The sequence below is a fragment of the Agromyces flavus genome (assembly GCF_900104685.1).
Classification (GTDB): Bacteria; Actinomycetota; Actinomycetes; order Actinomycetales; family Microbacteriaceae; genus Agromyces; species Agromyces flavus.
The window spans coordinates 3,543,719-3,556,003 of the sequence record NZ_LT629755.1 but is presented as its reverse complement, the minus strand read 5'-3'; the positions used below and the strand labels follow the sequence as shown (position 1 = coordinate 3,556,003).

The 12,285-nt window shown below is 72.5% G+C and carries 15 protein-coding genes; 10 read left to right on the top strand and 5 right to left on the bottom strand.

Annotated features, from left to right (window positions below; translation table 11 throughout):
- Positions 1 to 11: 11 nt before the first annotated feature.
- Positions 12 to 695, bottom strand: coding sequence for a TetR/AcrR family transcriptional regulator (locus BLT99_RS16870; protein ID WP_092675064.1), 684 nt, complete (start codon positions 693 to 695; stop codon positions 12 to 14).
- Between the two features lie 74 nt (positions 696 to 769).
- On the opposite strand from BLT99_RS16870, the gene BLT99_RS16865 reads away from it, so the two are divergent.
- On the top strand, positions 770 to 1,798 hold the full coding sequence (locus BLT99_RS16865) for an NAD-dependent epimerase/dehydratase family protein (RefSeq protein ID WP_092675061.1): 1,029 nt from the start codon (positions 770 to 772) through the stop codon (positions 1,796 to 1,798).
- Between the two features lie 73 nt (positions 1,799 to 1,871).
- Here BLT99_RS16865 and BLT99_RS16860 read toward each other — a convergent pair whose 3' ends face one another.
- A complete protein-coding gene (locus tag BLT99_RS16860; RefSeq protein ID WP_092675058.1) occupies positions 1,872 to 2,615 on the bottom strand; it encodes a glucose 1-dehydrogenase in 744 nt (247 codons plus the stop codon).
- A gap of 88 nt (positions 2,616 to 2,703) precedes the next feature.
- Between BLT99_RS16860 and BLT99_RS16855 the strand changes: the two genes are divergently transcribed.
- On the top strand, positions 2,704 to 4,473 hold the full coding sequence (locus BLT99_RS16855; protein ID WP_133988507.1) for a glycosyltransferase family 4 protein: 1,770 nt from the start codon (positions 2,704 to 2,706) through the stop codon (positions 4,471 to 4,473).
- A gap of 221 nt (positions 4,474 to 4,694) precedes the next feature.
- Positions 4,695 to 5,042: a hypothetical protein gene (locus BLT99_RS16850; protein WP_092675052.1), complete on the top strand. Its 348-nt coding sequence runs from the start codon at positions 4,695 to 4,697 to the stop codon at positions 5,040 to 5,042.
- 34 nt (positions 5,043 to 5,076) lie between these two features.
- Here BLT99_RS16850 and BLT99_RS16845 read toward each other — a convergent pair whose 3' ends face one another.
- Positions 5,077 to 5,949 carry an NAD-dependent epimerase/dehydratase family protein gene (locus BLT99_RS16845; RefSeq protein WP_092675049.1) on the bottom strand — a complete coding sequence of 291 codons (873 nt, stop codon included), beginning with the start codon at positions 5,947 to 5,949 and terminating at the stop codon, positions 5,077 to 5,079.
- 110 nt (positions 5,950 to 6,059) lie between these two features.
- Between BLT99_RS16845 and BLT99_RS16840 the strand changes: the two genes are divergently transcribed.
- Positions 6,060 to 6,500, top strand: a complete 441-nt coding sequence (locus BLT99_RS16840) for a hypothetical protein (RefSeq protein WP_092675048.1) — start codon at positions 6,060 to 6,062, stop codon at positions 6,498 to 6,500.
- A gap of 13 nt (positions 6,501 to 6,513) precedes the next feature.
- On the opposite strand, the gene BLT99_RS16835 is transcribed toward BLT99_RS16840, so the two are convergent.
- The gene (locus BLT99_RS16835; protein WP_092675045.1) at positions 6,514 to 7,059 is read right to left on the bottom strand and encodes a hypothetical protein; all 546 of its coding nucleotides are present in this window, start codon (positions 7,057 to 7,059) and stop codon (positions 6,514 to 6,516) included.
- Between the two features lie 210 nt (positions 7,060 to 7,269).
- Here BLT99_RS16835 and BLT99_RS16830 point away from each other — a divergent pair, with 210 nt between their 5' ends.
- The 3 genes from BLT99_RS16830 (at position 7,270) to BLT99_RS16820 (ending at position 8,980) form a co-directional block, all read left to right on the top strand.
- Positions 7,270 to 7,452 (top strand): hypothetical protein, encoded by a 183-nt coding sequence (locus BLT99_RS16830; protein WP_092675042.1) that lies wholly within the window; start codon positions 7,270 to 7,272, stop codon positions 7,450 to 7,452.
- 134 nt (positions 7,453 to 7,586) lie between these two features.
- The gene (locus BLT99_RS16825) at positions 7,587 to 8,150 is read left to right on the top strand and encodes a DUF896 domain-containing protein (RefSeq protein WP_157675023.1); all 564 of its coding nucleotides are present in this window, start codon (positions 7,587 to 7,589) and stop codon (positions 8,148 to 8,150) included.
- A gap of 173 nt (positions 8,151 to 8,323) precedes the next feature.
- The gene (locus tag BLT99_RS16820; RefSeq protein ID WP_133988510.1) at positions 8,324 to 8,980 is read left to right on the top strand and encodes a hypothetical protein; all 657 of its coding nucleotides are present in this window, start codon (positions 8,324 to 8,326) and stop codon (positions 8,978 to 8,980) included.
- A gap of 24 nt (positions 8,981 to 9,004) precedes the next feature.
- Here the strand turns inward: BLT99_RS16820 and BLT99_RS16815 are convergent, their stop codons facing one another.
- Positions 9,005 to 9,964 (bottom strand): 5'-3' exonuclease, encoded by a 960-nt coding sequence (locus BLT99_RS16815; RefSeq protein WP_092675034.1) that lies wholly within the window; start codon positions 9,962 to 9,964, stop codon positions 9,005 to 9,007.
- Positions 9,965 to 10,145: 181 nt separating this feature from the next.
- Here BLT99_RS16815 and msrB point away from each other — a divergent pair, with 181 nt between their 5' ends.
- Genes msrB through BLT99_RS16800 form a run of 3 tightly spaced genes read left to right on the top strand, consistent with a single transcriptional unit; the run spans position 10,146 to position 12,235 of the window.
- Complete coding sequence (msrB, locus tag BLT99_RS16810) at positions 10,146 to 10,613, top strand: peptide-methionine (R)-S-oxide reductase MsrB (RefSeq protein WP_092675032.1); 468 nt, start codon at positions 10,146 to 10,148, stop codon at positions 10,611 to 10,613.
- The gene (msrA, locus tag BLT99_RS16805; protein ID WP_092675030.1) at positions 10,610 to 11,155 is read left to right on the top strand and encodes a peptide-methionine (S)-S-oxide reductase MsrA; all 546 of its coding nucleotides are present in this window, start codon (positions 10,610 to 10,612) and stop codon (positions 11,153 to 11,155) included. Before msrB ends, msrA begins: the two co-directional genes overlap by 4 nt.
- 30 nt (positions 11,156 to 11,185) lie before the next feature.
- A complete protein-coding gene (locus BLT99_RS16800; RefSeq protein WP_092675028.1) occupies positions 11,186 to 12,235 on the top strand; it encodes an FUSC family protein in 1,050 nt (349 codons plus the stop codon).
- Positions 12,236 to 12,285: the final 50 nt, after the last annotated feature.

Below are 12,285 nucleotides of genomic sequence, written 5' to 3'. Positions count from 1 at the left end.
GCGCATGTGCGTCAGCGGCGTCGGGGCCACCAGGCCGGCATGAGCGCCGCGATCCGTGCAGCGGATGCCGCGGCATCCGTCTCATCGCCCATGGCCCACGCCTCGATCGCGCCGACCAGCCCGCCCGCGATGAACGCCGCCGCCTGGTCGACGGCCGTGTCGGCGACGGGCGCGCCGGGAACGCGCTTGGCGCGCCACACCTCGAGCGCGACGCGCGCACGTCGCCGCATCCGCTCGTCGAGGGCCGCCCGGAAGACGCCGCGGCTCGTCGAGCCGAACAGCGCCCGGTAGCCGACGCGCTCGTCGGCGACGTGGTCGAGCACGCGCGTGAGGGAGTCGAAGTAGCGCTCGGCGAGGTGCTCGGGCGTCTCGGTGGGCTCGGCCGCGACCGCGGTGAGCTGGTCGAGGTCCTGCGTGAACACGGTCAGCGCGAAGGCATGCACGCTGGGCGCGTGCCCGTAGAAGGTCGTGCGGTGCACGCCCGCCTCGCGGCACAGGGCGGCGACGGTGATCTCGTCGAGCGGCATGCGCTCGAGAAGTCGCAGGAGGGCGTCGGTCAGCGCGGCGCGCGTCCGGAGCAGGCGCGGGTCGTCTGGCGCGGTTGCGGCGACCTCGGCCCCGGCGGGGCCGCCGTTCGGCGCGTCGGCCGATCCACCCGCCGGGGCGATCGGCGGCAGCGCATCCGCTCGGCTCATGCCGTCACCCTACCCACGGCGTCGCCCCTCGACCCGCGATTGCGGCGGAGTAGAGTCCCGACCGGGAGGCGCCCATGAGCGACGAACTCATCCTGGTCACCGGCGGAACCGGCTTCATCGGCGTGAACTGCATCATCCGGCTCCTGGCCGACGGCGCTCGAGTCCGCACGACCGTGCGCGACCTCCGACGGACCGACGACCTGCGCGCGCTCGTGCGGCTCGGCGGCGCCGACCCCTCGGACGTCGATGTGGTCGGGGCCGACCTGCTCGACGACGCCGGCTGGCCCGACGCGGTACGCGACGTGACGCACGTGCTGCACGTCGCCTCCCCGTTCCCGACCCGGCAGCCGAGGGACGAGGACGAGCTCATCCGTCCCGCTCGCGAGGGCACGCTCCGGGTCCTGCATGCCGCGCGCGACGCGGGCGTGCGGCGGGTCGTGCAGACCTCGTCGTTCGCCGCGGTCGGCTACGGACCGCACCCCGGCCACCGGTTCACCGAGGCGGACTGGACGGATCCCGACCGGGCCGGTGTCGGCGCGTACGCGCGCTCCAAGACGCTCGCCGAGCGCGCGGCGTGGGACTTCATCGCGCGCGAGGGCGGCGGGCTCGAGCTCGCGGTCGTGAACCCGGGCGGCGTGTTCGGCCCGGCGATCGGTCCAGACCTGTCGAGCTCGCTCGCGCTGCTGCTCATGCTGCTCGACGGCCGGGTGCCCGCGTTGCCGCGCGCGTCGTTCAACGCGGTCGACGTGCGCGACGTCGCCGACCTGCACCTGCGCGCGATGCGCCATCCGGATGCCGCGGGCGAACGGTTCATCGCCGTGTCGGGCGACGCGTTGACCTACCCCGAGCTGGCCGCCGTGCTGCGCGACGAGCTCGGCGAGGCCGCCCGCCGCGTGACGAAGCGGACGCTGCCCGACTGGGTCGTGCGCGTCGGTGCGCCGTTCAACGCAGACCTGCGATCGCTCGCGCCCGAGCTCGGCCGACGCAAGGATGCCTCGCACGAGAAGGCGACCCGGGTGCTCGGCTGGACGCCGCGCCCTCGCGAGGAGGCGGTGCTCGCCTCGGCGCGCAGCCTCATCGAGCTCGGTCTCGTCAGGCCCTGAACGAGCGCGGGCGGATGGCGCGACGCGAGGTCGCGACATCCGCCCGTCGATCGTCATGCCGACCTGCGCAGGCTCAGCTCTCGTAGTGCGCGAGGCCCGCCGTCTCGCCACCGTCGGCGACGAACTCGGCACCGGTCGAGAAGCTCGACTCGTCGCTCGCGAGGAACAGGACGAGGTTGGACAGCTCGATCGGCTCGCCGACCCGGTGCAGCGCGACGTGGTTCTGCGGCGTGTCGAGGTCCTCGGTCATGGGCGTGCGGATGACGCCCGGGTGCACCGAGTTGACCCGGATGTTGTAGCGGCCGAGGTCGAGCGCCGCGTTCTTGGTCAGCCCGCGCACGCCGTACTTCGCGGCGTTGTAGCCGGGCAGGGCCTCGTAGCCCTGGAGGCCCGCGGTCGAGGAGATGTTGATGATCGAGCCCTTGCCCGACTCCTTGAGCACGGGGATGGCGGCCTTGATGCCGTAGAACACGCCCGTGAGGTTGATGTCGATGATCTTCTGCCAGGCGTCGATCGTGTAGTCCTCGATCGGCCCGAAGTTCGCGATGCCGGCGTTGTTCACGACGATGTCGAGCCGGCCGAACGCCTCGGTGGCCGCGGCGACGGCGGCCTCCCATTCGGCGTAGTCGGTGACGTCGAGGTGCACGTAGCGGGCGTTGTCCTCGCCGAGCTCGGCGGCGAGCGCCGTGCCGTCCTCGTCGAGCAGGTCGCCGATCACGACCTTCGCGCCCTCCTGGACGAGCAGGCGGGCGTGCGACGCCCCCATGCCCCGGGCTCCTCCGCTGATGAGTGCGACCTTTCCGCTGACGCGTGCCATGTCGATGGCTCCTTTCACTTCGTCGTTCCCGCAATTCTACACCTGTCGAATAGCGGTCGGCTGTGTGTGCGCTGGGTATGGTGACCCCGTGACTTCCGCCACTCCCGCCCCATCCGCGTTCGGCCTCACCGTCGCCACCCCGTGGTATCCGACGAACCACCATCGGATGGCGGGCTCCTTCGTCGCCGAGCAGGCGCGACTGGCCGCGGAGCTGGACGGGATCCGGAGCGCCGGAGGACTGCAGGTGGTGCACGGCGAGGAGTGGGGAGCCGGGGCCGCGGCGGATGCCGCTCGGTTGCGTCCGGCGTTCGACGCGACGCTCGATGCGCTCCGCCGCACGGCGGGCACCCGGGTGAGCGGCGGAAGCGGACCCGTGCACCGTGTCCCCGTGCTCACCGTCGGCGGTGACGATTGGGGGCGCCGGGGCGAGGCGCTCGTCCGCGACGTCCGTCGCGCCCTCGGCGAGTTCGCGTCGCCCGCCGTGCACGGGCACGTGGGGTACTTCGGCGGACTGCTCGCCGCACGCCTCGCGCAGCCGGGCGCCCGCGTGGTCGCCACCGAGCACTCCACGACGCTGCGCGACGTGCTCGCCCAGCCGCAGGCGCGCGACCACTACGCGGAACTGATCGACCGCGCGGACGCGGTGTTCTGCGTCAGCGAACTGGTGCGCGCCCAGGTGCTCGACCGTGTCGACGATCCGCACGGTCGCGTCCAGGTGCTCGCGAACCCCGTCGACTTCGCGGGCGCACCGCGACGCACCTCCCCGCCCACCGCGCTGCACCGATGGGTCTTCATCGGCGGGCTCATCGAGCGCAAGGGCGTCCTCCGGCTCGCTCGTGCGTTCGCGATCGCCGCTCGCGAGAACCCCGAGGTGACCCTCTCGATGTACGGGACCGGCCCGCTGCGCGACCAGGTCGACGCCATCGCGCGAGAGGCCGGGGTCGCCGACCGGCTGCACCTGCACGGGGTCCTCGGCCATCGCGAGCTCCTCGCCGAACTCCCGAGCCACGACGTGCTGTTCGCGCCGAGCACCTACGAGACGTTCCACCTCGCGGTTCCCGAGGCGGTGGCGGCCGGGCTGCCCGTCATCGTCACCCGCAGCGGCGGTCCCGAGGAGGCCCTCGCCGGAGTCGAGGACCGCGTCGGCCGCTTCGTCGACGTCGAGGAGTCGCCCGACCAGCTCGTCGACGCGTGGCGCGACCTCTCGGCCGGGCTCGGCGCGCTCGACCTCGACGGGGCGCGGGCCGAGCTCGACCGACGGTACGGGCTCGACGCCGTCCGGCAGCGACTCGCACGTGCGTACGGCGTGGACGGCGCGGTCTCGCCCGTGGCGGACCCCTCGCTCACCCCCGGACTGGACGCCACTCGGACGCCGCCCGAGCGCATCGTCGTCGCTGCGGTGTCGAGCTGGCGCCGATTCCACGTCGAGGCGGAGCTGGACGCCGCCCGTCGGCTCGGCGCGCCGACCCAGCTGCTCACCGCCGACCCGGGCATCGCCGCCCTCGCCGCTGAGCCCCGGGGAACGCAGGGGACGAACGTGACGGTCGTGCGACCGGCCGCGGTCGACGCGGCGAGCGGCGACGGGCTGGTCGGACGGGCACGTCGGGTCGCCGCGTCGGTCGTGGGCGCCGCGCGGTCGGGAGGCGTCCGAGCCGGGCTCGGCGCAGCCCGACGCGCGCTGCCGGACCTCGGCCGCCCACGCCAGGTGGCCCTGCTCGAGGACGCCACGCTCATCTTGGCCGATTGCCAGTCGATGCCGCTCGCCGCCGCGCTCCTGGAACGGCATCCAGGCCTGCGCCCGGTGGTCGAACTCGACCGCGTCGGCCCGCTCGCACCCCCGCCCGACGCAACGGACTGACCGACCCCGGCCGCCATCGTCGGCATCTCGCCTCGCGGCCCCTGCCTCGTGATCGCGACCTCCTCGTGACCTGCTCGTGACCTCGTCGTGACCGTCGTGACCGGATCGCAATCGTCGTGATCGGATCGCAACCGTCCGCGCCCCGGATTCGCCGGATCCGCGGGTCGAGCGGCGGGAGGATTGAGGCGAGACGCGATCACGGGTGCCGGAAGGGGGAAGCGATGACGGCCGTCGCACGCGGTCCTGCCGCCTCGCCGGGCACGCCCGCCGACCCGCCGGCGGTGCGCGGCGTGCTGCGCGTGCTCGGCATCGCGTCGCTCGTGCTCGGCCTCGCGACGGCTGCCGCCTCCTTCGTCACCCCCACCCGGCCGGCAGCCGCGACCGGCTGGCTCGCCGCCGTGGCCGTGATCGCCGTCGTGGTCGGCGCACTCGTGCAGGATGGCGCCCGCCGCAGCGGGCACCGCACCAGCGGCCCGGCGACCGCGGGACTCATGCTCGGCGTCGCGGCGCTCGGCATCCTCGCCGTCTCGTTCATCCCCGCTGCGCTGCAACTCGGGATGGCGGGCTGAGCCATGGTGGCCGCCTGAGCCCGATCGCGGCCGGTCAGTCGAGCGGCGAGTTGCCGCGCCATCCGTGTTCGGGCTCGAAGCCGAGCTCGGCCCGCGCCCGCTCGATGGAGAACAGCGACTCGTGCTCGCCGAAGTCCTTCCGCAGCTCGACGCCGGGGAAGAACTCCTCGACCAGTCGGCTCGTCGACCGCGACATGACCGTGTCGGGGTTCGCGATGACGTACGCGCGTGCGCCCGTGACGTCGGCCTCGAGGGCGCGCCGGACCGACTGGGCGGCATCGCGCACGTCGATGTAGCCGAACGCGTTGAAGCGTCGCGACTCGGGCCGCTCCTCGAAGCCCGGGAACTCGTCGTAGCGCGCAGGGTCGATCACGTTCGAGAACCGCAGCGCCACGAACGGGATGCCCGACCACGCGGAGACGTGCTCGGCCATGGTCTCGCCCAGCACCTTCGACAGCGAGTACGTCGTGGTCGGCCTCGGGTAATGGTCCTCGTCGAGGGGCAGGTACCACGGCAGGTTGTCGGGGCCGAAGTCGAGCCCGAGCGTCGTCTCGCTCGATGCCCAGACGACGCGCTCGAGACCGAGCTGCGCCGCGGCGAGGAAGACGTTCGAGTTCATCGCGTCGTTCACGTTGAGCGTTCGCGCCGGCGTGAACAGCCCCGGCGCCGGGATCGCCGCGAGGTGCACGACCGCGTCGACGCCGGTGAGCACCTCGATGGTGTCGCCGAAGTCCGTCAGGTCGGCCCGCGTGTACACGAGGTCGTTTCGCGACTCGCGCGAGGGCAGCAGGTGCGACGGGGCGACCACGTCGGTCGCGAGCACCTCGTAGCCGTGGGCCAGCAGGTCGTGCACGACCGCCCGGCCCGCGAGCCCCGACGCGCCCGTGACGCAGATCCGCTTCGACATCGTGCTCCTCCTCGGTGGGCGGGGTTCGATGACGGATGCTACTCCTCGCGGCTCGTCGGCGACCGGGCGGCGTGGGGCGTCTCCGGCCGGCTGCGCCCTACGATCGACCCATGACCGATCCCGCACCGCGCGACGACGACGGCGACGCCGAGCGGCGCGACATCCCCACGCCCTGGTGGCAGGACCAGTACGACGTCGGCGGACTCGGCATGGCGCGGTTCTTCGCCTGGGCCGGACTGCTGCTCGGCGCGGGCGCCCTCGCCATCGCGCTCTTCGCGCCGCTCGAGGGCCAGGCGCTGCGCACCGTGTGGATCGCGGGATTCGGCGCCGCGGCGATGTGGGTGCCGTGGATGGCGATCCCCCGGTACCGTCGCGAGGGCGTCGCGGTATCGCGTGTCGTACCCGTCGCGATGGGGCTCGGCGCGCTGGCGATCCTCGTTGCGATCTATGCGTTCGTGGTCATCTGGGCGGCCTCGGGCGGCGTGATGCTGCCCGCACCCGACTACTGGCTCGGGCCGCAGGCGCCCGCCGCGCCGGGCGTGCCGACCTGATGCGCGCGGCTCACTACGGCTGGGCCGGCGGGCGGTTGTAGTTCGCGATCGAGTCCTCCGCGACATCCCGCGAGATCGTGCCGAACGACTGCCACTCGGGCTCGCCGACCGTGCCGCCCACGATGCACTCGCTGCCGCCGGACTCGACGAGGTCGGCCGGGCGGTTGCCGTCGTCGACCTCGATGTACACGAACCAGTCGCCGTCATCGCGCTGCAGCACGGTCGCGTCGGTGAACGGTGCATACTCCAGCAGCGCGAAGTCGCCGGGATAGAAGGCGTAGGTCTGCGCGCGGCACAGCGCGTAGGCGTCGAGCGCGTCGAGCGCGCGGTCGGCCGTGCCGGTGGGGGTGTCGGATGCCGGAGGCATCTCGCTCTCGGGAGGCGGGGTCGTCTCGACTGGGGTGGTGGCGGGCGGCTCAGATGTGGGCTCGTTCTGCGTGTCGCTCGGCGAGCACGCGGCGAGCGCGGCGGCGACGCCGGCCGCAGTGAGCGCGGTCGCGGCGGCGGGAGCGAGGCGGGGTCGGCGGGCGTGACGGATGGCACGGGGGCTCGAGTCCATACGCGGAGAGTACCGAGGCGGCGCTCGGCCCGGCGTCAGGGCGCGCCCGGACCGGGGCGGCGCCGCGTCGCCTTCGAGTTGCCGGTAGCGCCGGGTTCGCGGCCTGGCGACCCGGCGTCTGCGGCAACTCGATCGCGTATGGGCACCCGTCAAGCCCGTGGACGCGGCGCTGCCACGCTGGCAGCGTGAAGCCCTCGGGAAGGGGAGGACATGAGCGACACCACGAACCCGCCCGCCGGGTCGGGCGACGAGGACGAGCGCGAGCGCGGGCGGGGCACCGACGGCACGATTCCCGACGAGCCGGGCAGCGTCGGAGTCGGCGCCGGCGAGCCGACGACGTTCGAACCCGAGGAGGACCCGGAGGTCGCCGCCCGGCGCGACGACGGCGGCTGACGCCTCCGCGAGGTGACGCGAAACGCGCTTCCGCGTTGGGCGTTGCGACGATTCGCGTCACCTCGGCGCAGGCCTTCGGCCTGACCTGTGGATGATCGCCGAGGCGATCCCACGTTTCCCCTACGGTGGAGCGCATGCCCCGCACTCCCCGCCGTCTCGCGGCGCTGTTGCTCGCCGGCGCGACGCTCGCGTCGCTCGCGGCCTGCGCGCCCGCCGAGCCCGAGCCGACGTCGTCCCTGCCGGTGGAGTCCGCGGCCGACGAACCCATCTTCGCCTCCGACGAGGAGGCCCTCGCGGCGGCCGTCGCCGCCTACGAGGCGTATCTCGATGTCGAGCAATCGATAACCGGATCGGATCAGTCGGAGCTTGATTCCATTCGCGAAGTGACCACCGCACAGTACGCCGAGGAACTGGTCGAGCAGTACAGCTCGATCAGGGAGTCATCCCTTCGCATGGTTGGCCGCGGAAAGATCGATGCTGCGCGACTCGCAGAGCAGCGCACGGATGGGGACGCGACGCACGTCAGCATCTACGCGTGCTCCGACATTAGCGGGGTGCGCATCGTTGATTCTTCCGGGAGCGATGTGACGCCCGAACGGAAGGAGCGAGTTCCCGTCCAGATCAGCTTCGAGCAGCAGGGAGCCTCACCGTTGCTGGTGGCGGGGAGCAGCACGTGGTCCGGCGACGATTTCTGCTGATCGCGATGGTCGCCGCAAGCCTGACGGTGGCCACGCCAGTTGCCGCTGCGGCGCCCGGCCGATGCACGACCGCTCAGGCAGCATTTGGGCAATGCAATGTCCAAGTGACGCCAGAGAACAGCGAACAGGGCACGACACTCGACGGAGTGATCCGGACGATTGAGCGTGGGGACGTGCAGCGGAGCCAGCCCCGCCCGGAACCAGTGGGCGAGTTCGACAGCGACGAAGCGGAGCCCGACGCACCCGCACGCCCGACCGCCCCGCCGAGCGACCTCTGCAGCCCGCTCGACCTCGCCGACTGCGTGTTCGTCGGTGCCGAACCGGAGCCGGCTCCCGCGGGCGAACCCGCGGTGACCATGCGCGACATCGCGTCGTTCCGTCCGGGCGCGCCCGGGAACGCGATGGAGCCGTCGGGCTGGGCGGTCGTCGGACTCCCCGCGAACTTCATGGCCGAGGCGTCCGTGCAGACACGGTCGGGCACCTTGCTCGGGCGGTCGGCCGAGGTGCGCTTCCACCCCGTCGGCTACCGGTGGACGCACTCCGACGGCGCGGCCGTGCAGGCCTCCGCGCCCGGCGCGACGTGGGAGCAGCTCGGCCAGGCCGAGTTCACGGCGACGGCGACCAGTCATGCGTACGCGGCATCCGGCGAGTACACCGTCGACCTGACGGTCGTGTACGTCGCCGAGTACCGGTTCGACGGATCGGTGTGGCGGTGGATCGACGGGACGCTGAGCGTCCCGGGTGCGCCGCAGAGCGTGCTCGTCGGCGAGTTCGACACGGTGCTCGTGACCGGCGACTGCCACGCCGCGCCGGACGGCCCGGGCTGCTGAGCGACGACGCCCCGAGTCCAGCCGCTACGCCGCCCCCGTGCGATCGAGCGCGGCGAGCACGCGGGGCACCGAGCCGCCGAGGTTCCATTCCTCGGCGAGCGCCTCGATCGTCGCGCGTGCGTCGCCGTCGACGGGCGCGAGCCGCGCGCCGAGCTCCTCGGCGCCGGGCACGTCGAGCGTGCGCACGACGTTCACGACCGTGGGCGCCACCGCGAGGTAGTCGCGCGCGGCGCCGAGCTTCGCGCGCATCGTCGCTGACATCCGCGGCGGGACCTCGACGCCCGCTTCGCCGGAGGCCACCGCGAGCATCGCGTCGAGCGTGCCGAACTCGCGGAGCAGGCCCGCCGCGGTCTTCTCGCCGATGCCCGCCACTCCGGGCAGCCCGTCGGACGTGTCGCCGCGCAGCGTCGCGAAGTCGGCGTACTGCGACGGTGCGATGTCGTACTTCGCCAGCACCCAGGCGTCGGTGACGATCTCGAGCTTGCTCATGCCCCGCGCCGTGTAGATCACGCGCACGCCCGCCGCGTCGTCGACGAGCTGGAACAGGTCGCGGTCGCCGGTCACGACGTCGACGGGCATGCCGGCGTCGGTGGCGAGCGTGCCGATCACGTCGTCGGCCTCGTGCGCCGCGACGCCCACGACGGGGATGCCGAGCAGTCCGAGCGTCTCGCGGATCATCGGCACCTGCGCCTCGAGCGGGTCCGGCACCTCCTCGACATCGGGGCCGCCGGGCACGACCTCCTCGACGCGGTGCGCCTTGTAGCTCGGGATGAGCTCCACACGCCAGTGCGGGCGCCAGTCGTCGTCCCAGCAGGCGACGAGGTGCGTCGGCTCGAAGTCGGTCACGAGTCGCGCGATCATGTCGAGCAGTCCCCGCACGGCGTTCACGGGCGTGCCATCGGCTCGCTTCAACGAATCGGGCACCCCGTAGAAGGCCCGGAAGTAGAGCGAGGCGGTGTCGAGCAGCATCAGACGATCGGCCATGGGCTGATCCTTTCACCACCGCCCGACGCAGTCACAGCGAACCCACAGCGAGCGGGCGCATCCTGCGGAACACATACCGCCCTTCAGCGGTTCTTCCATATGGATCCCAACGTAACCGGCTCAGCCGGTGTCGCGGGTTCCGAAGGCGGCCCAGCCGGAGCCGCCAGGAGAAGGAGCAACCGTGTCACACGACTACCGCAAGACTCCCGAGGCGATCGACCGCCTCTCCCCGCTGCAGCGCAAGGTCACGCAGGAGGACGCGACCGAGCCGGCGTTCCGCAACCAGTACTGGAACAACCACGATCCCGGCCTCTACGTCGACGTGGTCTCGGGGCAGCCGCTCTTCGCGAGCGTGCACAAGTACGACAGCCGCTCGGGCTGGCCGAGCTTCACCCGGCCGATCGACGACGCGGCGGTGACCGAGCACGTCGATCGCTCGCTGTGGATGAAGCGCGTCGAGGTCCGCTCCTCGGGGGCCGACAGCCACCTCGGGCACGTCTTCGACGACGGCCCCGTCGAGGAGGGCGGCCTGCGTTACTGCATCAACTCCGCCTCGATGCGCTTCGTGCCCCTCGACGACCTCGAGGCCGAGGGCTACGGCGAGTACCGACACCTGTTCACCACCACCGAGAGCGAGCACCGCGCATGACCACCCCCGGCACCATCACCACCCGCCCCGGAGCCGAGACGGCCGTCCTGGCCGGCGGCTGCTTCTGGGGCATGGAGGACCTGATCCGCAAGCTGCCGGGCGTGCTCGACACGCGCGTCGGCTACTCGGGAGGCGACGTCCCGAACGCGACCTACCGCAACCACGGCACGCACGCCGAGGCGCTCGAGGTCGTGTTCGACCCCGCGAAGCTGAGCTACCGCGAGCTGCTCGAGTTCTTCTTCCAGGTGCACGACCCCACCACGAAGAATCGTCAGGGCAACGACATCGGCACGAGCTACCGCTCCGCGATCTTCCCGACCAGCGACGCCCAGTACGATACGGCGATCGAGACGATCGCGGATGTCGACGCCTCGGGCATCTGGCCCGGCCCGGTCGTGACCGAGGTCGCGCCGGCGGGCGCGTTCTGGGAGGCCGAGCCCGAGCACCAGGACTACCTGCAGCGCATCCCGTGGGGCTACACCTGCCACTTCGTCCGGCCCGGATGGCGCCTGCCGAAGCGGAGCGCGGCCGAGGCGAGCTGACCGGCGGAGGCGCCCGCTAGCGTGAGAGCCATGCGGTTCTCCGAACGGTTCCGCGCGACCAAGCGGGCGCCCCTGCTCCAAGTGCTGAAGTCGGCGGTCGCCACGGTGGCGGCCTGGCTCCTCGCGGGCTGGCTGATCCCCGGGCCACTGCCGGTCTTCGCCGCGATCGCGGCGCTGCTCGTCGTGCAGCCGAGCGTGAACCAGTCGCTCGGCAAGGCGATCGAGCGCAGCGTCGGCGTGATCGCGGGCGTCGTGATCGCGTCGCTGCTCGGCCTCGTCTTCGGGTCGAGCAGCTGGGTGATCCTCGTCGCCATCCTCGTCTCGATGCTCGCCGCCTGGGCCGCGCGGATGACGACGGGCACGTCCAACCAGGTGGCGATCAGCGCGATGCTCGTGCTCGCGCTCGGTGGCACCGCGCCCGAGTACGCGTTCGACCGCATCATCGAGACGCTCATCGGCGCGGCCATCGGCATCATCGTCAACGCGCTCATCGTGCCGCCGGTGCTCGCCGGTCCGTCGCGCGACCAGCTCGCGGCGCTCGGCGGCGAGCTCGCGGCATCCGTCGACCGACTCGCACGTGCGCTCGAGCGCCCGCAACGACCTGGCGACCTCGACGGCCTGATGATCGAGGCGCGCCTGCTCAGGCCGATGCGCGATGCGGCGGATGGCGCGATCGCCGATGCCGAGGACTCCCTCACCTTGAACCCGCGCCGCTCGGCCCATCGGGGCGACATCCTCGAGCAGCGCCGCCTGCTCGACCGCCTCGGCCCGATGGTCACGCAGGTCATCGGGATGACTCGGGCGTTCGTCGACCACTACGACGCCGGCCTCGGCGGCGAGCCGACGGTCGGCGCGATCGCCGAGCAGCTGCGCCGCGTCGCGCACGACATCCGACTCGCGGTGCATCTCGCGGACGTGGAACCGCAGCCGCCGACCTCGGCGATCCCGGCGCTCACCGCCCCGCTCGAGGTCGCCGCGCCCAAGTCCGAGCACTGGATCCTGGTCGGCTCGCTGCTCGAGGACCTGCGGCGCATGCGCGACGAACTCCAGGCCGAGGACCCGTCCCTCCCGCAGGGCTGACGACGCCGGCCCTGCGGTTGTCAAGGGGTTCTCGTCAGGCGCCGAAGCTC

Excerpts from the sequence above, each read along its gene's own strand:
- BLT99_RS16815 (WP_092675034.1), bottom strand. The coding sequence starts at position 9,964 with ATGGCCGATCGTCTGATGCTGCTCGACACCGCCTCGCTCTACTTCCGG.
- BLT99_RS16800 (WP_092675028.1), top strand. The coding sequence starts at position 11,186 with ATGCGGTTCTCCGAACGGTTCCGCGCGACCAAGCGGGCGCCCCTGCTC.
- BLT99_RS16835 (WP_092675045.1), bottom strand. The coding sequence starts at position 7,059 with ATGGACTCGAGCCCCCGTGCCATCCGTCACGCCCGCCGACCCCGCCTC.
- BLT99_RS16845 (WP_092675049.1), bottom strand. The coding sequence starts at position 5,949 with ATGTCGAAGCGGATCTGCGTCACGGGCGCGTCGGGGCTCGCGGGCCGG.
- BLT99_RS16860 (WP_092675058.1), bottom strand. The coding sequence starts at position 2,615 with ATGGCACGCGTCAGCGGAAAGGTCGCACTCATCAGCGGAGGAGCCCGG.
- msrA (WP_092675030.1), top strand. The coding sequence starts at position 10,610 with ATGACCACCCCCGGCACCATCACCACCCGCCCCGGAGCCGAGACGGCC.
- BLT99_RS16870 (WP_092675064.1), bottom strand. The coding sequence starts at position 695 with ATGAGCCGAGCGGATGCGCTGCCGCCGATCGCCCCGGCGGGTGGATCG.
- BLT99_RS16830 (WP_092675042.1), top strand. The coding sequence starts at position 7,270 with ATGAGCGACACCACGAACCCGCCCGCCGGGTCGGGCGACGAGGACGAG.
- BLT99_RS16825 (WP_157675023.1), top strand. The coding sequence starts at position 7,587 with ATGCCCCGCACTCCCCGCCGTCTCGCGGCGCTGTTGCTCGCCGGCGCG.
- BLT99_RS16865 (WP_092675061.1), top strand. The coding sequence starts at position 770 with ATGAGCGACGAACTCATCCTGGTCACCGGCGGAACCGGCTTCATCGGC.
- BLT99_RS16850 (WP_092675052.1), top strand. The coding sequence starts at position 4,695 with ATGACGGCCGTCGCACGCGGTCCTGCCGCCTCGCCGGGCACGCCCGCC.
- BLT99_RS16840 (WP_092675048.1), top strand. The coding sequence starts at position 6,060 with ATGACCGATCCCGCACCGCGCGACGACGACGGCGACGCCGAGCGGCGC.